At 62.1% G+C, this 17,887-nt stretch carries 19 protein-coding genes and 1 tRNA gene; 7 read left to right on the top strand and 13 right to left on the bottom strand.

All coding sequences use genetic code 11. The annotated features are described in order from the left end of the window. Window positions 1–70: 70 nt before the first annotated feature. Window positions 71–1,111: an ABC transporter substrate-binding protein gene (locus MesoLj_RS03655; RefSeq protein WP_140770803.1), complete on the bottom strand. Its 1,041-nt coding sequence runs from the start codon at window positions 1,109–1,111 to the stop codon at window positions 71–73. A gap of 155 nt (window positions 1,112–1,266) precedes the next feature. Between MesoLj_RS03655 and MesoLj_RS03650 the strand changes: the two genes are divergently transcribed. Then, the gene (locus tag MesoLj_RS03650) at window positions 1,267–2,049 is read left to right on the top strand and encodes a GntR family transcriptional regulator (RefSeq protein WP_244735285.1); all 783 of its coding nucleotides are present in this window, start codon (window positions 1,267–1,269) and stop codon (window positions 2,047–2,049) included. Window positions 2,050–2,163: 114 nt separating this feature from the next. Here MesoLj_RS03650 and MesoLj_RS03645 read toward each other — a convergent pair whose 3' ends face one another. The 4 genes from MesoLj_RS03645 to MesoLj_RS03630 form a co-directional block, all read right to left on the bottom strand. Continuing rightward, a complete protein-coding gene (locus tag MesoLj_RS03645) occupies window positions 2,164–2,340 on the bottom strand; it encodes a hypothetical protein (protein ID WP_202325102.1) in 177 nt (58 codons plus the stop codon). Window positions 2,341–2,347: 7 nt separating this feature from the next. After that, window positions 2,348–2,554, bottom strand: a complete 207-nt coding sequence (locus MesoLj_RS03640; RefSeq protein ID WP_140770801.1) for a hypothetical protein — start codon at window positions 2,552–2,554, stop codon at window positions 2,348–2,350. Between the two features lie 98 nt (window positions 2,555–2,652). Continuing rightward, entirely contained in the window at window positions 2,653–3,411 is a 759-nt protein-coding gene (locus tag MesoLj_RS03635; RefSeq protein ID WP_202325101.1) for an SDR family oxidoreductase, read from the bottom strand. A 123-nt stretch (window positions 3,412–3,534) separates the two neighbouring features. Further along, window positions 3,535–5,022, bottom strand: a complete 1,488-nt coding sequence (locus MesoLj_RS03630; RefSeq protein WP_140771381.1) for a winged helix-turn-helix domain-containing tetratricopeptide repeat protein — start codon at window positions 5,020–5,022, stop codon at window positions 3,535–3,537. Between the two features lie 164 nt (window positions 5,023–5,186). Between MesoLj_RS03630 and MesoLj_RS03625 the strand changes: the two genes are divergently transcribed. Next, the gene (locus tag MesoLj_RS03625) at window positions 5,187–5,405 is read left to right on the top strand and encodes a hypothetical protein (RefSeq protein WP_202325100.1); all 219 of its coding nucleotides are present in this window, start codon (window positions 5,187–5,189) and stop codon (window positions 5,403–5,405) included. 83 nt (window positions 5,406–5,488) lie between these two features. Here the strand turns inward: MesoLj_RS03625 and MesoLj_RS03620 are convergent, their stop codons facing one another. From MesoLj_RS03620 to MesoLj_RS03610, 3 genes are all read right to left on the bottom strand, one after another. Next, window positions 5,489–6,019, bottom strand: coding sequence for a dihydrofolate reductase family protein (locus MesoLj_RS03620; protein WP_202325099.1), 531 nt, complete (start codon window positions 6,017–6,019; stop codon window positions 5,489–5,491). 364 nt (window positions 6,020–6,383) lie between these two features. Continuing rightward, the gene (locus tag MesoLj_RS03615) at window positions 6,384–7,124 is read right to left on the bottom strand and encodes an SDR family NAD(P)-dependent oxidoreductase (protein ID WP_202325098.1); all 741 of its coding nucleotides are present in this window, start codon (window positions 7,122–7,124) and stop codon (window positions 6,384–6,386) included. Between the two features lie 5 nt (window positions 7,125–7,129). Continuing rightward, window positions 7,130–8,065 (bottom strand): NAD-dependent epimerase/dehydratase family protein, encoded by a 936-nt coding sequence (locus MesoLj_RS03610; protein WP_202325097.1) that lies wholly within the window; start codon window positions 8,063–8,065, stop codon window positions 7,130–7,132. 89 nt (window positions 8,066–8,154) lie between these two features. Between MesoLj_RS03610 and MesoLj_RS03605 the strand changes: the two genes are divergently transcribed. Then, window positions 8,155–9,060 (top strand): LysR family transcriptional regulator, encoded by a 906-nt coding sequence (locus MesoLj_RS03605; protein ID WP_202325096.1) that lies wholly within the window; start codon window positions 8,155–8,157, stop codon window positions 9,058–9,060. A 192-nt stretch (window positions 9,061–9,252) separates the two neighbouring features. On the opposite strand, the gene MesoLj_RS03600 is transcribed toward MesoLj_RS03605, so the two are convergent. From MesoLj_RS03600 to MesoLj_RS03585, 4 genes are all read right to left on the bottom strand, one after another. Continuing rightward, a complete protein-coding gene (locus MesoLj_RS03600; RefSeq protein ID WP_202325095.1) occupies window positions 9,253–10,275 on the bottom strand; it encodes an alpha/beta fold hydrolase in 1,023 nt (340 codons plus the stop codon). Between the two features lie 347 nt (window positions 10,276–10,622). Next, on the bottom strand, window positions 10,623–11,240 hold the full coding sequence (locus MesoLj_RS03595) for a TetR/AcrR family transcriptional regulator (RefSeq protein WP_202325094.1): 618 nt from the start codon (window positions 11,238–11,240) through the stop codon (window positions 10,623–10,625). A 308-nt stretch (window positions 11,241–11,548) separates the two neighbouring features. Beyond that, window positions 11,549–11,625: transfer RNA gene (locus tag MesoLj_RS03590), tRNA-Arg, on the bottom strand. Between the two features lie 277 nt (window positions 11,626–11,902). After that, window positions 11,903–13,390, bottom strand: a complete 1,488-nt coding sequence (locus MesoLj_RS03585) for an ATP-binding protein (protein WP_202325093.1) — start codon at window positions 13,388–13,390, stop codon at window positions 11,903–11,905. Window positions 13,391–13,670: 280 nt separating this feature from the next. On the opposite strand from MesoLj_RS03585, the gene rpmH reads away from it, so the two are divergent. From rpmH to yidC, 3 genes are read left to right on the top strand one after another with little or no spacing between them, the layout of a single operon-like run. Continuing rightward, a complete protein-coding gene (gene rpmH / locus MesoLj_RS03580) occupies window positions 13,671–13,805 on the top strand; it encodes a 50S ribosomal protein L34 (protein ID WP_008833937.1) in 135 nt (44 codons plus the stop codon). 14 nt (window positions 13,806–13,819) lie between these two features. Then, complete coding sequence (gene rnpA / locus MesoLj_RS03575; RefSeq protein ID WP_140770787.1) at window positions 13,820–14,173, top strand: ribonuclease P protein component; 354 nt, start codon at window positions 13,820–13,822, stop codon at window positions 14,171–14,173. Between the two features lie 14 nt (window positions 14,174–14,187). Continuing rightward, entirely contained in the window at window positions 14,188–15,999 is a 1,812-nt protein-coding gene (gene yidC, locus MesoLj_RS03570; RefSeq protein ID WP_202325092.1) for a membrane protein insertase YidC, read from the top strand. 118 nt (window positions 16,000–16,117) lie between these two features. On the opposite strand, the gene MesoLj_RS03565 is transcribed toward yidC, so the two are convergent. Next, window positions 16,118–17,005, bottom strand: coding sequence for an AraC family transcriptional regulator (locus MesoLj_RS03565; protein ID WP_140770784.1), 888 nt, complete (start codon window positions 17,003–17,005; stop codon window positions 16,118–16,120). Between the two features lie 134 nt (window positions 17,006–17,139). On the opposite strand from MesoLj_RS03565, the gene MesoLj_RS03560 reads away from it, so the two are divergent. Then, a complete protein-coding gene (locus tag MesoLj_RS03560) occupies window positions 17,140–17,883 on the top strand; it encodes an SDR family NAD(P)-dependent oxidoreductase (protein ID WP_140770782.1) in 744 nt (247 codons plus the stop codon). Window positions 17,884–17,887 lie beyond the last annotated feature (4 nt).

Here is a 17,887-nt window from a genome sequence, read left to right as displayed (position 1 = left end):
GGCGGGCGGAAGCAGGGCGGGCTCCGTTTCAGCGTGCGCCGCCCTGCCGTGGTTCGGGTCCGGCCGCGGCCTATTGCTGGATCAGATTGTTGAACTTCTCCGTCGCCTCCACCAGATTGTCACGCCAGAATTCGGCGTCCTGCAACACCTGCTTCTTGACGTTTTCGGGCGACGAGTTGATGTCCTTGATCCGCTCCGGCGGGATCTTGCCGGTCTCGAAAGCCTTCTCGTTCACCGGCCCGTTGTCGACATAGAGCGGCAGGTTGGCCTGCAATTGCGGGCTGACGAACATCGCCAGCGCCTTCATGGCGGCTTCCTTGTTCTTGGCGCCCTTGGGAATGACCATGCAGTCGGCGGTGAGCACGCCCTGGTCGAAGGAGAAGCTGACCGGCGCGCCTTCCTTCTTCAGCGTCCCGGCGCGGCCGTTCCAGATGCTCGCCATGTCGACTTCGCCGTCCTTGACCAGCTGCATCGCCTGCGCGCCTGATGTCCACCAGGCATCGACATGGCCACGGATCTTGTCGACGGATTTCAGCGCGCTGTCGATGTCGACCGGATAAACCTTGTCGATCGGCAGGCCCGAGGCGAGTGCGGCGACGCTCAGCGTCTCGGTCGACTGGCTGCCGCTCAGCGCGCGCCGCCCCGGAAATTTCTCCACGTTCCAGAAGTCGGCCCAGGTCTTGGGGCCTTTGTCGCCGAAGACGTCGGTCCGGTAGATGAGGACGACGGAGGTGTAGGAAATGCCGACCCAGTCGTCATGCACCAGCTTCGGGTTGATGCCGCTCTTGTCGATGATGCCGTAGTCGAGCTTCTCGAACAGGCCTTCCTTCGATCCGCGCGCGCATTCGTCGGCGCCGAGTTCGGTTATATCCCATTTCACCGCATTGCCGGTCACCTGCAGGCGCACATCGTCGAGGCCGTTAGTGGTGTCCTGCTTGATGGTGATGCCGAGCGCGTCGGCGGTCGGATTGAAGAAGGCCTTGGTCTGAGCCTCCTGATAGGTGCCGCCCCATGAGGCGACGGTGATGGTATCGCCCGCCATGGCGGGGGCCGCGCCGGCCGCCATGAGGGCGGCAACCGCAACAACGCTAACGCTTCTGATCCTGTTCATTTTTCGGCTCTCCAACCGGTGTTCCCATTATTTTTGATTTCGCATGCTATTTTGTATACAATTTTGAGTGTAGCTTGGCGATCGGCGATGTCAACAGCGCTCGGCATTGCCAGGAGCCTTTGACCGGGAGGGCTGGCAGGACGCGGTGCCGGGGCGTGGCAAATCGCGCCGACTTTGAATACAGCTATGAGATCATGTCGACTTCCGGCGGAAAGACCGGAGAACTGGAAACGGACTTGGCCAAGGAAACCAAAAACACGCTGCGCGACTCGGTCTATTCCTCGCTCAAGGCGATGATCGTGACCGGTCAGATTCCGCCGGGCTCGCGCGTCACCGAGAACGATATCGCGGCCAGGCTCAATGTCAGCCGCACGCCGGTGCGCGAAGCCTTCAACCGCCTCGAACGCGACGGCCTCGTCACAGGCCGGCCGCGCCAGGGCTATGTCGTCACCGAGTTCGACATCAACATGTTCCGCGAGGCTTTCGACATCCGCGAACTCCTCGACGGCCATGCGACCGAACTGGCGGCCGCCGCCGCGACCGAGAATGACAAGGCACGGCTGCGCGCCATGCTGGCCGAATGCGAACGGCTCGCCGCCATTCCCGACCGCACCACCAGGGAAAAATTCCAGGAACTCGAAGTCGGCATCGACCTGCATCGCGTCATTGCGCAGATCAGCGGCAACGCCATGCTGCACGGCATGCTGTGCGGCATCCTCGACAAGTGCCAGCACTATGTCTGGACCGAATTGCTGTGGCTCGACGAGTGGAAGATCGCCCGCGAAGAGCATGCAGAGATCATCGAGGCGATCTGCGCCGGCGACGCCGCTCGGGCCGGTACCCTGGCCCGTGCCCATGTGCGGGGATCACGCGAGAATGTGCTGCGCCTGCTGCAGGCCAAGTCGGATTACCAGAGTTTTCTGGCCAAGGCGTCCTGAGGGCGACTTGGATTGCAACGACACGTTCTGCGTGATCACGGTTGCCCCACCCTTCCTTCGAAGAGCGAACTTCCCGCATCCCTTCCGGGATGGCCAGGAGCTGTGGCGGCTACGCTACCGATGCGCGCCGCTGGCCTGGGCAGTCGCTTCAGCCAACACCGCCAGCGCCTGTTCGACACTCCGCGCCTGGGCATCGGTGCGCTCGATATGCTTCACCATCAGCTTTCGCAGCATGGCGAGCTTTGCGGCGCGATATGCGGCACTCTTTTCGGGAGAGGGCATCATGGTCATGGCACAATCAGTGTGTGGTGGGATCGATCTGGCGGAGGCGTGAGCGCGCTTCAGCCACACGTTTTTGCTCGGATCTGATCCGGCAGCACAGCGCAAGGCTGATGCCGACGCCACGCTCCCCGTCCAGCATTGCATTTGCTCGCGTGAGAAAGAATTCCGCACGCTTGACGCGCTGCCTGGCTCTCGCCAGTTCCAGTTCCAGATGGTCGTACATTGTTCCGCACCCTTGAGGTCTGCGGTCCCTTCGAGGGGAAAACCGCCGCCGGGCGGTTTGGTTCCCCTGCTTGGCTCAAGGGCACCGAAGGCACACCTTCAGCCCTTGTGTTCCTGGAGGCTGTTGCCGCCATCGACCACCAAAAGAGCGCCGTTGACATAGCTGGCGCCTTCGGAAGCCAGGAACACGACCGCCGCCGCCACTTCATCCGGCCGGCCCGCCCGCGCCGGCGGCGTATGCAAGGCCGCCATCCGTTCCATCTCGCTCGACGCGCCCGTTTCGATCCAGCCGGGAGCCACTGCATTGACTGTCACGCCGCTCCTGGCCACTTCGAGCGCCAGCGTGCGCGTCAGCCCGACCATGCCGGCCTTGGCGGCCGAATAGGCCGATGTACCTTCGAAAGACACCAGCGGCCCGGTGACCGACGCCACATTGACGATGCGCCCATGGCCCGCTTCGATCATCGCCGGCAGGAACGCATGGGTGACGAGGAACGCCGTCTTCAGGCTGACGTCGATGCCTCGATCCCAATCGGCCTCGGTCATGGCGAGAAACGCCTTGTCGGCCGAGGGTGATGCCAGCGAGCCCATGCCGGCATTATTGACCAGTATGTCGACGGCGCCGACATCTGCCCGCAGCCGTGCGACATCGGCGGCCTTGGTGAGATCGGCGACCATGGCCCTGGCATCGATGCCCTCGGCACAAAGTTCGGTGGCGCGGTCAAGCACACGCGCGCTGGCGCCGGTGAGGAACAAGGCATGGCCGGTGTGACCAAGCTGGCGGGCAATGGCGAAGCCGATGCCGTCGGCGGCTCCGGCGCCGGTGATCAAGGCGCGTTTGAGGCGGGGAAGGGTCATGATCAGGTTTCCAAGGGCCGTGCCTGCCGCACGCAGACGGGCAGTGTCGGCTGTATCAGCGGAACCATACAATCTCCATCAGTAGGCTTGGCGGTTTGTGTGGGCCTCGCCCGGCTGCGAAGCTTATTCTTCCCTGTCAACGCGCTGCAGGATCGCGCGGTAACGGTTGCACACGGAGGGATCCCTGTAGAAATCCACTTCCGTATCAACGATCTCGTCAAGGCTTAGTCCGGGGTAATGTGCCTTGACCTTTGCCAGGACGTCTTGCGCTTGCCTGGTTTCGCCGAGTTCGGAATGGCAGATGACAAGGCGAACGAGCGACCATGGCGGTACGGCTGCCATTTTCGCGTAGCAGGACTTTGCCTCGCTGTATCGTCCAGCCGTGGTCAGCAGGACGCCGCGAAAGTCGTCATACCATCCCACGGCGTATGGGTCGCGGCGCTGGGCTTCGTTTATTTCACCAAGCCCTTCCTCCGGCCTGTCCGTGTGATTGAGGAAAATAGCGCGGATACTGAGAATGAACGGATCGTTCGGATTGAGCGCAATCGCCCGGTCAAGGCTGATTTCAGCTTGCCTGAACTGGCGCAAATACAGGTGAGCGAAGCCGGTGGCGAGATGCCCATAGGCCTCGTCGGGGTCAAGGCCCAATGCGGTTCTCGCGATCTCCAGTCCGGAATGCAGATGACCGGGATTGTTGTAGTCCCAATAGTACTTGATGGACTCCACAAAGCTCAGCATGGCGTGGGCGGCGGCAAACCGCGGATCAAGCTTTACCGCCTGGCGCAGAAACGGTTCCGCTTCGAGCACCGTGTCATAGACCGATGCCAGTTGCAGCGCCCGCAGGTAAAACTCATAGGCCGACATATTGTTGGTCGGCCGGGCCCTGGCGCGCGACGCGATCGCGGTTCTGGCCTGCCGGGCCAGGCGGGCCGCGATCATCTGGGTGATGTCGTCCTGAATGGCGAAAATATCGTCGAGTTCGCGGTCGTAGTGCTCGCCCCAGATATGGGCCGCCGAGGACGCGTCGATCAACTGCACGGTCACCCGGATTCGGTTGCCGGTCTTTCGCACGCTGCCTTCGACGATGTATTTGACGCCAAGCTTTTCCGCCACCTCGGCCACGTCATTGGCCTTGCCGCGGAACTGGAAGGAGGAGTTCCGCGCAATGACCAGGAACTCCCTGAACTTGCCAAGCCCGGCGATGATGTCTTCGGTTATCCCGTCGCTGAAATAGGCCTGCTCCGGGTCGCCGCTCATATTGTCGAGGGGAAGGACAGCGATGGACGGCCTGGACGTCGCCGGAGCTTCCGTTGCAACCGCCAAGGGCTTGGGGCCGGCATATTTATAGCCGCGGCCATGCACGGTAACGATCATCTCGGCAGGCAGCAGTTTTCGGAGCGCTGAAACGTGGACCTGGAGCGTGTTCTCCTCCACCACCACGCCGGGCCAGACCGCATCGAAGAGTTCGGTCTTGCCGACCACTTCGTCCGGCCTCTCCAGCAACACGGCCAGGATGTCGAAGGACCGCGCCGAAAGCTCCACCGGCCCCTGGGGCCCCAGCAGCACCCGTTCGGTTCGTTTCAGGCTGAAGTTCCCGAAATCCACGTCCATTTGCCAAAAGCCCGTCGCTCGCGGGCAGGATAACCCAGGACGGTATAATCCAAGACGGTCCTGATGGCGAACTTCAGGACTGTTCAGGGTTATTGAGGGCTTTTCAGGCTGAGGCCAAGGACCTGGGCGCAAGGCGGCGTCATCCTCACTTGCAGGAGGACGCCATGACCGACATGTCCACGAGCGCCCCGATCACCAGCCGCCGTTCCGGCTTGCAGGGAACAAGCCTTCCCACGCTCAGAATCGCGGCATCGCTTGCCGCCATGTCCGCCGCGCTCGGCGATGCCTTCAAAATGACCTATGCCGAGCCATACACCAGTCACGGCCGCCGGCCGCAGGTTCTTCCGGACGATGATCTCGAAGGTCGGGATCCGACTTGGTGAGCTGCTCAAGACGCTTGTCGAGTGGTTCTGGAAGATACCGCGCCGATGACTGGGGCGGAGTGGCACGGGCGCACATCGCGCGATCAGGCAGGAACGTAGGTCAGCCGGATCACGTCCTCGCCAATCCGGTCGTGAGTCAGGAGGCGGAGCCGCGGCCGGGGTCCGGCGAAATATGGCTTGCCGTGACCAAGCACGACGGGGTGCAGGTAGATTCGATACTCATCGATCAGGCCAAGCTCTGTAAGGCTTTGCGCCAAGGTCGGACCAGCAACCTCGATCTCCCCGTCGCTCCCGGCCTTCAGATCGCGGATCGCACTTTCGAGATCATCCTCGATCAGCCTGGCCTTGGGGCCGACCGACTTCAGCGAGCGCGAAACGACCCATTTTGGCTGGTTCCGCCACGCCGCCGCGAAGGCCTGTCGATCCGCATCCCATTCAGGATGATCGTCGTCCCAGTAACGCATGATCTCATACATTTGGCGACCGTACACGCTGCCCGCCTGCTGCCGGGCCTCCTCGATGAAGTGGCGGAAGAGTGTAGGGGGTGGCGCAAATCCCATATGGTCGACGTAGCCGTCCAGGGACTGGTTCATTCCGAACACGAGCTTGGCCATAGCTTCCCCTTTCCCCGCACGGCACATCCGTGCGCTTCTGATTGCACTATGCAATCAGTCTAGATCGAAGGGCTCTATCCCGCAATTGGTTTTTAGAGCGCGCATGAAACGTCTCACGATCGAGCTTTTTGACCGATCCCACTCTCCCGGCGATGGCGGATCGCTGGGTCGCGTTGCCCGACGGAGATGCCTCTAGGGATCGAAATTTTCGTGTCCGCGGCAAGCCGAACACGATCACCGTGTGAACTTCTCCGACCCGGTCGAAGCGAGCCCGCTCTTTAGATGTGGGTGCAGGGTCAGCCCGCATACGGCGCGAGCGCGCACGTGCCTGCGTGATGAAAGAGCCGCATCGATAGTCTTCCTTTCAAAGTTTCAGAAGGCCACCGTCGACCGCGATGGTCTGACCGGTGACGAAACGTGCGTCGTCGCTGGTGAGGAAGGCGACGGGTCCGGCGATGTCGGCAGGCGTGCCCAGGCGCTTGATCGCCTGCATCATGAAGACCTGTGCCTTCTGCTCGTTGGGCATGCCGCTGGCGCCCTCGGTGTCGGTGATTCCGGGATGGACGGCGTTGACGATGATGTTGTCGGCGGCGAGCTCGTTGGCGAGCGCGCGGACCAGGCCGACGACGCCCATTTTCGACGCCACATAGTGCGAGAAGCCCATGCCCGGCGGCGTCACCAGGTTGACGGCATCGGACCCGATAGCGACGATCGAGCCGCCACCGCCCTTGCGCATCAGAGGCACGATGGCACGCGCGCCGACCAGATGCGCGTCGAGGTTCACCGAGAAGACCCGGTGCCACTCCTCCGGCGTCATTTGGTCCAGTGTCGCCAACGGGTAGATGCCGGCCGCATGAACCAGGATGTCGGCACGGCCGAAGCGCTTTTCGACTTCGGCCGCGACCTTGGCCCAATCGGCCTCTTTGGTAATGTCGGCCGCGATCGATATGGCGTCATTGCCGATGGCCTTGGCGATGTCAGGCGCGTCAGTGCGATTGACGATCACAACCTTCGCCCCGCGCTTCGCCAAGAGATCTGCGATGCCTCGACCAATGCCTTGCCGACCGCCGGTGACGATCGCGACCTTGCCTTCATGGGTTTTCATGGTTTTCACTCCTTCTCTGAGTTTGTGTTTGTAGTGGCCAAGGCGCGCAGGCGCGGCTCGCCGATCTCGGACAGCATGTCGTTGTTGCGGGGCGCCCAGCCGAGAGACTTGCGCGTCGCCGCGTCGCGCACACGGCTCGATACACTCATGATGAGCGCGCCGAACTCGCCCCATATTTCCGCGGCCTCGGCCATCGTCACGCTCCGCGTCTCGCAGCCCAGGTCGCGCGCAACCGCCTCGGCGATCCAGCGGTTGGGGATTTCGCCCGCGACAGCATGGTAGAGGGCGCCGCGCTCGCCAGCTTCGAGCGCGCGATCAAACAGCTCCGCGATGTCGTCGACATGGACGTTGCCGTAAGTGGCAAGCCCATCGCCGATGTAGCAGGCGGCCCCGGTCGCCGCGACGGACTGGTAGACCATGGGCACATGGCCATGGTCTCCCGGCCCCCAGATCATAGGCGGCCGAACCACCATTGAACGCAACCCGCGCCCAGCGGCGGAACGCACCAGCGCCTCGGTTTCGACACGTGCCACCGCGAGCGGTTCGGGAGAAAACGCCTCGTCTTCGGCGAAGCTGTCAGCGCTCCACGCGCCCTCGGTGCGCTGGCAAAGAACCCCTGAGCCGGAAAGGAATATGAACGTCTTGCCGCTACCCGAGAGCGCGTCGAGCGTGGCCGATACGGCCTCCAGCTCGGCCGGTGGTGCGATCTGCGCCGCATAAACAACCGCATCGACTGACTTTGCGGCGGCGACGACACCTTCGATGTCTTGCTCAAGGTCAGCGTGGACCGGAGTAATCCCGACCTCGATTAGCCGCGCGGCGGCTTCATCCGATCGCGCCAGTCCGCTGATGGCATTGCCCTTCGCGGCGAGTCTTCGCGCAGTCGCGCCACCCACAAACCCGGTCGCGCCGATGACAAGAACTTTAACTTTCCGGGACACAGGAGAACTCCTTCGCGTTGAAGGTGGTTCTTTCCAGATCCCATCAGTAGCCTATATTAGTAGATCGCACCCATCTACAGGAACGATAGATGCTCGATCCCGTGTCCCTCGACCAACTGCGTACCTTTGTTGCGGCGGCTGATACAGGGAGCTTTTCCGCTGCGGGGCGGTCGCTCGGCCGAGCTCAATCCGTTGTAAGCCAGACCATCGCCAATCTTGAGGCATTGCTCGGCGTCAAACTGTTCGAGCGCGTGGGCCGATACCCCGTGCTCACGGTCCAGGGCACCAGCTTGATCGTCGATGCCCGCCGGGTGCTAACAGAAGCGAACATGCTGAAGGCGAGGGCGCGAAGCATGTCTGAAGGGCTCGAGGCGGAGCTGTCCATTGTCGTGGACGTCTTCTTCCCCAGCCCGCATCTCACCGCGTGTCTGGCGAGCTTCAAGCATCAGTTCCCTTCGACGCCGCTGAGGTTGCATGTCGAGGCATTGGGAGCGGTGGCCCAACTGGTTCTGGACAGGGTATGTAGCCTCGGCATCACCGGTACGCTGCCTTTCCCGCCGCCCGGGCTGATGTCCGAACGTCTTGTCAGCGAGGAACTGGTGACGGTCGTTGCGCCGGAAACCCCCCTCGCGCGAGTTCGCGGCCCCGTAACTTTGCGAGAACTCGCCAGCGAGACGCAGCTGATCCTCACCGACAGGTCGCAGCTGACGGCGGGTGTCGAATATGGCGTGCAGAACAAGAATGTCTGGCGGCTCGGTGATCTCGGGGCCAAGCACGCACTTCTGCTTGCTGGACTTGGCTGGGGACACATGCCCCGCTGGATTGTGCAAGATGACCTTGAGAGTGGCCGGCTCACGCAAATCGATCTGGAGGGACCGGCGGCCGGGATCATGCCCTTCCAGGCGGTCTACTTGAGCGACGCTTTGCCGGGGCCTGCTGGTCGATGGCTGATATCGAGCCTGACGGACCCGAGCACGGCAAGCATTGTGTGGTGAGCCACCTCGCTCGCCGCGGGAGAGTGGTGGCACCGGTTGATCGGTGCCTCTTCTCCGGCGGCGGGTTGGCTGGACGTGCTTGAGCCATTCGATGATGTGGTGCCGGTCGGCGAAGCCACAAGCGGTCCAACGGTCCGGCTTCGTTCAAGGCGCGCTCGAAGCGCGCCTTGATGCTTCATGAGGCCTAACCCGTCAGTTCCCTTTGAAGAAGAGGCGTAGGTGCTCTTCGGTGCGTTCGGGGCACTCGGAGGCGAGCCAGTGGCCGCAGCCCTTAAGGCTTTCGCCACGAAGGTCGGTCGCAGCCGTCTCCAGCTGCCGGCCCAGCAGGTCGCCGGTGCTGATGATGCCTGCTGTTGCCATTTCGGCCTCTGACGTGGTTTCTCCGCCCAGCCACAACACCGGCATTTGAAGCTTGCCGCCCTTGGCGAGCCATGCCTTGTTCGCAGCGCCGTCCCGATCGAAGGCACGGTAGTAGTTGAAACCCGCGCGCATCGTTCCGACCGCGGCATAGGTGCGCAGGAACTCCTGGATGTCGGCTTCCTCGAAGCCGCGCGGATCGTAGGTGTATCCGCTCCAAAACTGGTCAAGGAAAAGGCGCTCATGGCCCTGTGTCAACGCTTCCGGCAGATCCGGCACCTTATTGAAGGCGAAGTGCCACGGCTGAATTGCGTCGGAATACGGCATCCCCATCAGCGGCACGTCGAGAATTGCCAGGCGTTTCACCATGTCGGGATGATTGCGGGCGATAGCAAAAGCAATCTGGCCGCCTAGATCGTGCCCGGCGAGCGAGAAGCGGGTCAGGCCAAGCTGACGCGCCAGTTTTACGATGTCCTCACCGAGCTGGTCCTTGTCGTAGCCATTCTGGGGTCGGCTTGAATCGCCGAGTCCGCGTGTGTCCACCGCGATCACGTCGAAGTCCTTGGCCAAGCCCGGCATGACTTTATGCCACTCCCACCACGTTGTCGGCCAACCGTGGAGCAGGATCAATGGCTCCCCCTTGCCGCCGCGAACGTAGTGGAGGCGCACGTCTCCGACCGCCACGCGGTGATGGGTGAAGCCCGTGTCCGGACCGAGACCGGGGGTCAGCGGGTGGGCCAGCTCGGATACCGCGGCCGACGTTTGCGCTGCGGTCGCGTTTTGCGCGCCGGCCGCAACGCTGAACAACGTGGCGAGTATTAGGCCAAGCGCGACAACGTCCTTGCGTATACTTTTCATAGCCAGTTCTCCTTCATTTTCATTGAGGGGGAAGTGCTCGGCCGGGCTCTGCAAGACAGCGACCGGACAGAGCGTTGCGTTTTGCGCCACAGGCAACCCAGTGCCATCCATGCGTGGCGTCAAAAATGCCAAACATTCAAAATTCGTAATGAGTATTACGATAACGATCAGTATGTTATCTGACGAATGGATGTCAAGGAATTTATAATGACCGTTTCGAAAACAGTTTTTGAGGTCTGCGGTCGCTGCGCTGGGAAGGCGTCTGATACGATGGAATTTCGTTCAGCGACCGTCGCGAAAGGACGTCTGGGACTTGGTGATTTCGAGCGCGGGCCTTTGCTGGCCCGTCACCGGGCGACCTTCCTTGAGACCGATCGCTTTTCGTTGCCCGGCCATGTGGAAAGTGCCTGGTCGGCGACAGCCTTCAGCATGTCGTGGCTAAAGCCTGCCTTGGCCTGCACAGCCATGCCGTGTGTAATAGCCATCACGAATGCAGCAAGGGCGTCGGGCTTCGCCTGCTCCGGCAAGTCGCCCTCTGCCTTTGCCCGCTCGAAGCGGGCACGAAGCTGCGCCTGACCCGCCGCACGAAAATCTATCAACGCTTGTCGTACGGGTTCCGCGTCGTCGGACACCGCCAGGGCTCCATTGACGCCAAGACAACCCGTATGGTCGGGATAGCGCGTATTAAGGTCGGCCGCATTATAAAGGATGTGCGCGGCAACCTCCCGCGCGGTGGGCAGCAGAAGCGCTTCTGGAATATAATCCAGGTACAACTCGTCATAGCGAGCCAGGGCTTGCCGGAAGAGAGCTTCCTTGTTGCCGAAGGCTGAGTAGAGGGCGGGCCTCTCCACGCCTGCAGCCTCAACAAGGTCAGCATACGATGCGCCCTCGTAACCCTTGCGCCAAAAGACGTTCAATGCGGCGTCCAGTACCTTCTGCACATCAAATTCGCGATGGCGTCCCATCTGGTCGACCTTCCATTTTCATAACGGACATTATTAAACCACTTGACAGATCAAGTGCAAGGTCGCCGACATGCTGGGCCACTTCGGACGCGTCAGAACCAGACGGCTCCGCTTGCGGCCGGCAGGTCTTAGACGTCGACCCTGCGCAGCATCGAACGACAGGGTTCGCACCCGAAGGTGCTGAGGTCTAGGCACTCGAGCACCTTCTAAGAAATGTCCGTTCATCCAAACCGGATAAATTCTGGTACCCAGGTCGGTGCGGTCGCGTTGGCCAGCCTTAAAACACCAGCGATTTCAATTGAATGGAATGGCGCGCCCGAAGAGATTCGAACTCCTGACCCCCAGATTCGTAGTCTGGTGCTCTATCCAGCTGAGCTACGGGCGCGCATCAGGCCATGTTTTCAACGGCCCCGCGATCCGATCCCAAGGACCGGCCGCGAATGTGTGCAGTTCCCTAGCGACTGAATTTGGGAAAAGCAAGCCGATCCGGCAAAAGTTTTGTCGTGAGTGTGTCATCTGGCGGTGACAGCCCCGCCCCGGAGGCTTTGAAGCGGCCGACGAGCCGGTCTGATTTCAAGCTGGGCGGGGAAAAGTCGCGGGGAAGGCCATCAAGAGCGTCAGGCCCGAAAGGCGAGAGCCTCGGGAAAGCACCACCGAGACTGTCACGCCGGACGGCGCAGGCTACCGCGCGCCTGGTCGAGCCGCACCGGTTGGTCGGGGATGGTGACCGCGAAAGTGGTGCGCCCGCCAATCGATTCGACCAGTTCCACCGTGCCGCCATGCGCACGGATCAGTTCGTGCGCGATCGCCAGGCCAAGACCGGTGCCGCCGCTGCGCGCCGAGCCGCGGAACGCCGCGAACAGGTTTTCGCGCGCCTTCGGCGGCAGGCCGGGCCCGGTGTCGGTGACGGCGATGCGGCTGACGCTGCCCATGCGCTCGGCCGAGACCGCCAGCCGCCGCACCACCGCGCTCTCGGTGTCAGCCGCCATCGCCTGCACCGAGTTGCGGCACAGATTGGTGAGCACCCGGAACAGCTGGTCGGAATCGGCGTCCACCTCGAAAGCCACCTCGACCGCGTTGATGAACTCGATGCCCTCCTCGATGTCGAGCAGGCCGTGCACGTCCTCGACCAGCTGGCGCAGCCGCACCCTGCGGCGCGAAGGCGGCGGCTCCTGCGTGCGGCCGTAGTGAAGCACGCCTTCCGAATAGGAGACGGCCCGGTCGAGCGCGCGCAAAAGCTTCGGCGCGAAGGCTTGCACGGTCGGATCCCTGACCTGGCGCAGGCGGTCCGACATCAGTTGCGCCGAGGCCAGGATGTTGCGCATGTCGTGGTTGATCTTCGAGACCGCCAGGCCGAGGTCGGCAAGGTGTTTCTGCTCGGAGAGCATCTTTTGCAGCCGCTCCTGCATCTGCGACAGCTCGCGTTCGGCAACGCCGATCTCGTCGGCGCGGGCGGCGGGATGGATGATGCGCCCGGGATCGTCGGGGGCCTCGGAGAAGGACAGCATCGAGCGCGTCATGGTTCGGATCGGCCCGATCATGATCAGGTCGATCGCGGCATAGACCAGCATGGCGGTGAACAGCGAAATCAGCAGCGAGACGAAGGCGACGTTGCGCGAATAGATGAGCATCGCCTTGCGCAGGGAGTAGTCCGGCATGATCAGCTCGAACTCCTTGTCGCTGTCGCCGACCGGTCCGAAAACCCGCAGCATCCGGTCGCCGCCGAAGAACAGCGTGTCGAGCGCGCCGGTCATGCCCTTGATCATGCCGACGCTGGCGAGGTCGATGTGCTCGTCGACCTGCGGCGGCATGTCCGCCACCACTAGAAGCCGCGAGACGCCGCCGTCGCGCACCGCGATCGCCTTGGCGCCGATCGCCATCAGCACGTCGTTCTGGGCCGTGCGCGATAATGAGGTGGACTCGCCCTGCACCAGCACGATCGAAACGGCGGCGGCCGTGCTCAGCCGCTCCTTGAGCCAGCTCAGCCGGTAACTGGCGATCCAGGGCAGGAAGATGAGCACTTCAGCCAAAAGCACGAAAACGATGGTCAACAGCAGCAGTTTTGTCGACAGGCCGCGTGACAAGGGCACCGTGCGGACGGCGGCTGGCGCCGTGCCGATCCCTTCCCCTGCTTGGCTGGCTTCGCTCATGCGACTCTGTCTTCACAATCACTTGATCGGCCAAGATTAGGCGATTATGCGTTTTTTGCCAATTTCATCCTTCGGTCCGAACATTAAATTACCGTCATGAAGCCTGCGTCCACGTCGCGACGACGCCGGATTGACTTCCAAAACCCTTCTTTCTATAAGCCCGCTCACGCTCGGGCCATTCGTCCCGGCGCGGTTTCGATCGCGCCAAAACAGGCCCGGCAAAGCTCCTGTTACAAAGTGACAGAATCAAGAAGGGCCGCACCCCGCGGTATTAAAACAAATGAAGCGTACCTACCAACCGTCCAAACTCGTCCGCAAACGCCGGCATGGTTTCCGTGCCCGCATGGCCACCAAGGGTGGTCGTGGCGTCGTCGCAGCTCGCCGCAACCGCGGCCGCAAGCGGCTCAGCGCCTAAGCGAGACAAGATCGTTGCCCGCAACCGGCAAGCCAGTGGGGCAAAATCCCAAGCGGCTTCTGAAACGCGCGGAATTCCTGGCCGTCCGTCGTGGTGAGAAGCGACGCGGACGGTTTTTCCTCGTCGAGGTCCTTGACCGCGGCGATGGCGGCGTGCCGCGTGTCGGCTACACCGTTACCAAGAAGGTCGGCAACGCTGTTGTGCGCAACCGCGTCAGGCGGCGGCTGAGAGAAGCCGTCCGCACCCATGCCGCAGATGACATGACGCCCGGCAATGATTATGTCATCGTCGGGCGCGATGATGCGCTGCGCGCCCCCTTCGGCCAGTTGAAGGCCGAACTCTCCCGCCGACTTCGCGGAACACGATAGGCCAAGGGCTCTCGATGGAAAATAACCGGAACTTCTTCATCACCATCGCGCTGTCGGTGCTGATCCTGACTTTGTGGCAGGTTTTCTACATGAACCCGCGCGTCGAGGCGCAGCGCGAGGCCGCCAAGATCGAGCAGCAGCGTGTCGAGGAGCAGAAGAAGGCGGCAGAGGCCGCCAACCCGGGTGCTGTAACGCCAGCGCCTGCGCCTGGCGCCATTCCCAACGCGCCTGGCGGCGACACCGTCACCGCCGCGAGCCGTGATCAGGCGCTTGCCGCTTCGACGCGCGTCAAGATCGACACGCCGAGCCTCGAGGGCTCGATCAACCTGACCGGCGCGCGCCTCGACGACCTCAAGCTCAAGCACTACACCGAGACCGTCGACAAGAATTCGCCCGAGATCGAACTGCTCAACCCGTCGACACTTCCCACCGGCTATTTCGCCGAGATCGGCTTCGTCGGCAATGACAAGACCGGCACGGTACCGGGTGCGGACACGGTGTGGAGCATCGAAGGCAACCCGACGCTGACCCCGTCGACGCCGGTGACGCTGACCTACACCAACGACAAGGGGCTGACCTTCAAGCGCACCTTCTCCGTGGACGGCGACTATATGTTCACGGTCTCGGACACGGTGCAGAATTCCGGTTCCAGCGCGGTTTCACTGTCGAACTACGGCCGTGTCACCCGCTACGACAAGCCGGCTGTCGCCAGCACCTACGTGCTGCATGAGGGCCTGATCGGCTTCACCGGAGCCGAAGGCCTGCAGGAACACAAATACGCGTCCATCGAGAAGGATAAGGAAGTCAAGCCGGGCAAGTCGACCGATGGCTGGCTTGGCATCACCGACAAATACTGGGCGGTGACGGTGGTTCCGAGCGAGAAGCAGCCGTTCCAGCCGCGCTTCGGCTATTTCGTGGACGGCCGCCACCGCTATCAGTCCGACTTCCTGACCGATCCGATCAATGTCGAGGCCGGCCAGTCGGCGACCGTTGAGACCGAGGTCTTCGCCGGCGCCAAGGAAGTCGCCAAGATCAACGCCTATGCCGAAGACCGTCACATCAAGCGGTTCGACCTTCTGATCGACTGGGGCTGGTTCCACTTCATCACCAAGCCGATGTTCTGGCTGATCGACACGCTCTACAAGTTCCTTGGCAATTTCGGCCTGGCGATCCTTGCCACCACCGTCATCGTCAAGGCCATCTTCTTCCCGCTCGCCAACAAGTCCTACGCGTCGATGGCGAACATGAAGAAGGTGCAGCCCAAGATGCTGGAGATCCGCGAGAAATACGCGGACGACAAGATGAAGCAGCAGCAGGCGATGATGGAGCTGTACAAGACCGAGAAGATCAATCCGCTTGCCGGCTGCTGGCCGGTGGCGCTGCAGATTCCGGTCTTCTTCTCGCTCTACAAGGTGCTCTACATCACCATCGAGATGCGCCACGCGCCGTTCTTCGGCTGGATCCAGGATCTGGCGGCGCCCGATCCGACGTCGCTGTTCAACCTGTTCGGCCTTATCCCGGTCACGCTGCCGCATATGTTGATGATTGGTGTCTGGCCGCTGATCATGGGCGTCACCATGTTCCTGCAGATGCGCATGAACCCGACGCCGCCGGATCCGACGCAAGCCGCGATCTTCACCTGGATGCCGATCATCTTCACCTTCATGATGGCGGGTTTCCCGGCCGGCCTCGTCATCTACTGGGCCTGGAACAACACGCTCTCGATCCTCCAGCAGGGCGTGATCATGAAGCGCCAGGGCGCCAAGATCGAGCTGTGGGACAATCTGGTCGCACTCTTTCGAAAGAAACCGTCGCCGGCGGAATAAGGCTCCTTGCAGCCAGCAGCCTTCGGGCTGCCCCCCGGATCGTGCCAGGTGGAAGACAGATTGGCGGCTAGGCGAGAGGTCGAACCAATGAGGTTCTCTCTGGAGGCCTCCTGGTCGGCTACGCGACACGCAGATCGCGCGTGGCCTTCGCCAGGTCTCTTGACGGAGGCTGACCGAAAAGGCGCGCGTATTCCCGGCTGAACTGGTTCGGGCTCTCGTATCCGACACCGAAAGAGATCGATGTTGCGTTTCCCTGTCCGGCGATCAGAAGCGATCGGGCATGGAGAAGGCGGACGCGCTTTTGATACTGCAGAGGGCTGAGTGCCGTCACCGCCTTGAAGTGACGATGGAAGGCGGACACGCTCAGGGCCGCCATCTCGGCCAGCGCCTCGACCCTGATTTGCTGGGCAAAGTTTTGCCGGATCCAATTGATTGCCAAGCTGATTCGGGAGAGCGCCGTATCGGGCGAGGCGATGTCGCGCAGCATCCATCCAAGCGGGCCCTGAAGCACCCGGAACAGGATTTCCCGTTCATAGACAGGAGCAAGCACCGCGATCTCGTCCGGGCGGTCCATCAGCCGTAGCATGCGGATCCAGGCATCAAGAAAATCGGCATTGACCGGGGCGATCGAAAACCCCGAGCCGAACAATTCGCTGCACACTTTTACCGGGAGATCGCGGATCAACCCCGCGAGGGTCGTCGGATCGAGCGTCAGGCTGATCGCCAGATAGGGTTCGCCCGTCGCGGCCGGATGGACTGAGCCAACAGCCGGCAGATCCACGGACATGACGAAATAGGTCGCCGGGTCGTAGTGGAACGTCCGATCGCCGACCGTCATCGTCTTCGACCCCGTCAGGATCAGGTTGACCATCGGATCATAGACGGCGGCTAGCTTGTGTTCGGGGATTTCGCCCTGGACCATCGCCACGCCGGGAATGCCCGTCTCTGTACGCTTGTTCTCGGCCTTCGAGGCCAGCGCCCGTAGTTCTTGCAGTTGACTTTCCATCATCCGACCCTGACAGCGCGCACGCGGCTACGCAAGGGTGAAGCAGAAATAGGCAAGTTTCAGAGAGGAATGGGTGAGCGCCTGATGTGGCGCGGGCATAGCTTCGGGTCACACCAGACACGAAGGAGAGGCATATGAAGATCGTCATCGTTACCGGGAGCAGCCGCGGCCTCGGCGCGAGCACCGCCATCAGATGCGCCGAGCGCGGCATGGGCGTCATCGTCACCTACAACAATAGTCCAGGGCAGGCTGAGCACGTTGCTGGCAAGATCACCGGTAAAGGTGGCAAAGCCGTCGTCTTGAAACTCGACGTCGGCAACAGCCGCTCATTTGTTGAATTCCGGGATGCGGTGAGCGTGCAGCTTCAATCGGTCTGGGGGCGTCAAACGTTCGACTACCTCGTGAACAACGCCGGATACGGTCTCTATGCTCCGATCCCGACCGTGACCGAGGAACAGTTCGACGGTCTGTTCAACGTGCATCTCAAGGGTCCATTTTTCCTGACCCAGGCCCTGCTGCCGTTGATGGAAGACGGTGGCCATATCGTCAACCTGACCAGCGCCACCAGCCGTGTCGCGACATCGGGCGTCTCTCCCTACGCCTCGTTCAAGGGAGGCCTGGAAGTTCTGACGCGCTACATGGCCAAGGAGTTCGGCGATCGCCGGATCAGGGCGAACTCCATTGCTCCAGGGGCCATCCGCACCGAACTGGGCGGCGGCCTGAATGATGAATTCGAGGCCCTGCTTGCAGGCCAGACCGCGCTCGGCCGCGTCGGCGAACCCGAAGAGATCGGCGGCGTCATCGCCAGCCTGCTGTCCGAGGAAAACCGCTGGATCAACGCCCAGAACATCGAGGTCGCTGGCGGCTATGTCATCTAGTGCA

This window comes from Mesorhizobium sp. 113-3-9, assembly GCF_016756515.1.
Classification (GTDB): domain Bacteria; phylum Pseudomonadota; class Alphaproteobacteria; order Rhizobiales; family Rhizobiaceae; genus Mesorhizobium.
The sequence above is the reverse complement of the archived record's forward strand: the minus strand, read 5'-3'. Positions and strand labels throughout refer to the sequence as shown.

Excerpts from the sequence above, each read along its gene's own strand:
- MesoLj_RS03655 (WP_140770803.1), bottom strand. The coding sequence starts at position 1,111 with ATGAACAGGATCAGAAGCGTTAGCGTTGTTGCGGTTGCCGCCCTCATG.
- MesoLj_RS03645 (WP_202325102.1), bottom strand. The coding sequence starts at position 2,340 with ATGACCATGATGCCCTCTCCCGAAAAGAGTGCCGCATATCGCGCCGCA.
- MesoLj_RS03640 (WP_140770801.1), bottom strand. The coding sequence starts at position 2,554 with ATGTACGACCATCTGGAACTGGAACTGGCGAGAGCCAGGCAGCGCGTC.
- MesoLj_RS03635 (WP_202325101.1), bottom strand. The coding sequence starts at position 3,411 with ATGACCCTTCCCCGCCTCAAACGCGCCTTGATCACCGGCGCCGGAGCC.
- MesoLj_RS03630 (WP_140771381.1), bottom strand. The coding sequence starts at position 5,022 with ATGGACGTGGATTTCGGGAACTTCAGCCTGAAACGAACCGAACGGGTG.
- MesoLj_RS03625 (WP_202325100.1), top strand. The coding sequence starts at position 5,187 with ATGACCGACATGTCCACGAGCGCCCCGATCACCAGCCGCCGTTCCGGC.
- MesoLj_RS03620 (WP_202325099.1), bottom strand. The coding sequence starts at position 6,019 with ATGGCCAAGCTCGTGTTCGGAATGAACCAGTCCCTGGACGGCTACGTC.
- MesoLj_RS03615 (WP_202325098.1), bottom strand. The coding sequence starts at position 7,124 with ATGAAAACCCATGAAGGCAAGGTCGCGATCGTCACCGGCGGTCGGCAA.
- MesoLj_RS03605 (WP_202325096.1), top strand. The coding sequence starts at position 8,155 with ATGCTCGATCCCGTGTCCCTCGACCAACTGCGTACCTTTGTTGCGGCG.
- MesoLj_RS03600 (WP_202325095.1), bottom strand. The coding sequence starts at position 10,275 with ATGAAAAGTATACGCAAGGACGTTGTCGCGCTTGGCCTAATACTCGCC.
- MesoLj_RS03595 (WP_202325094.1), bottom strand. The coding sequence starts at position 11,240 with ATGGGACGCCATCGCGAATTTGATGTGCAGAAGGTACTGGACGCCGCA.
- MesoLj_RS03585 (WP_202325093.1), bottom strand. The coding sequence starts at position 13,390 with ATGAGCGAAGCCAGCCAAGCAGGGGAAGGGATCGGCACGGCGCCAGCC.
- rpmH (WP_008833937.1), top strand. The coding sequence starts at position 13,671 with ATGAAGCGTACCTACCAACCGTCCAAACTCGTCCGCAAACGCCGGCAT.
- yidC (WP_202325092.1), top strand. The coding sequence starts at position 14,188 with ATGGAAAATAACCGGAACTTCTTCATCACCATCGCGCTGTCGGTGCTG.
- MesoLj_RS03565 (WP_140770784.1), bottom strand. The coding sequence starts at position 17,005 with ATGGAAAGTCAACTGCAAGAACTACGGGCGCTGGCCTCGAAGGCCGAG.
- MesoLj_RS03560 (WP_140770782.1), top strand. The coding sequence starts at position 17,140 with ATGAAGATCGTCATCGTTACCGGGAGCAGCCGCGGCCTCGGCGCGAGC.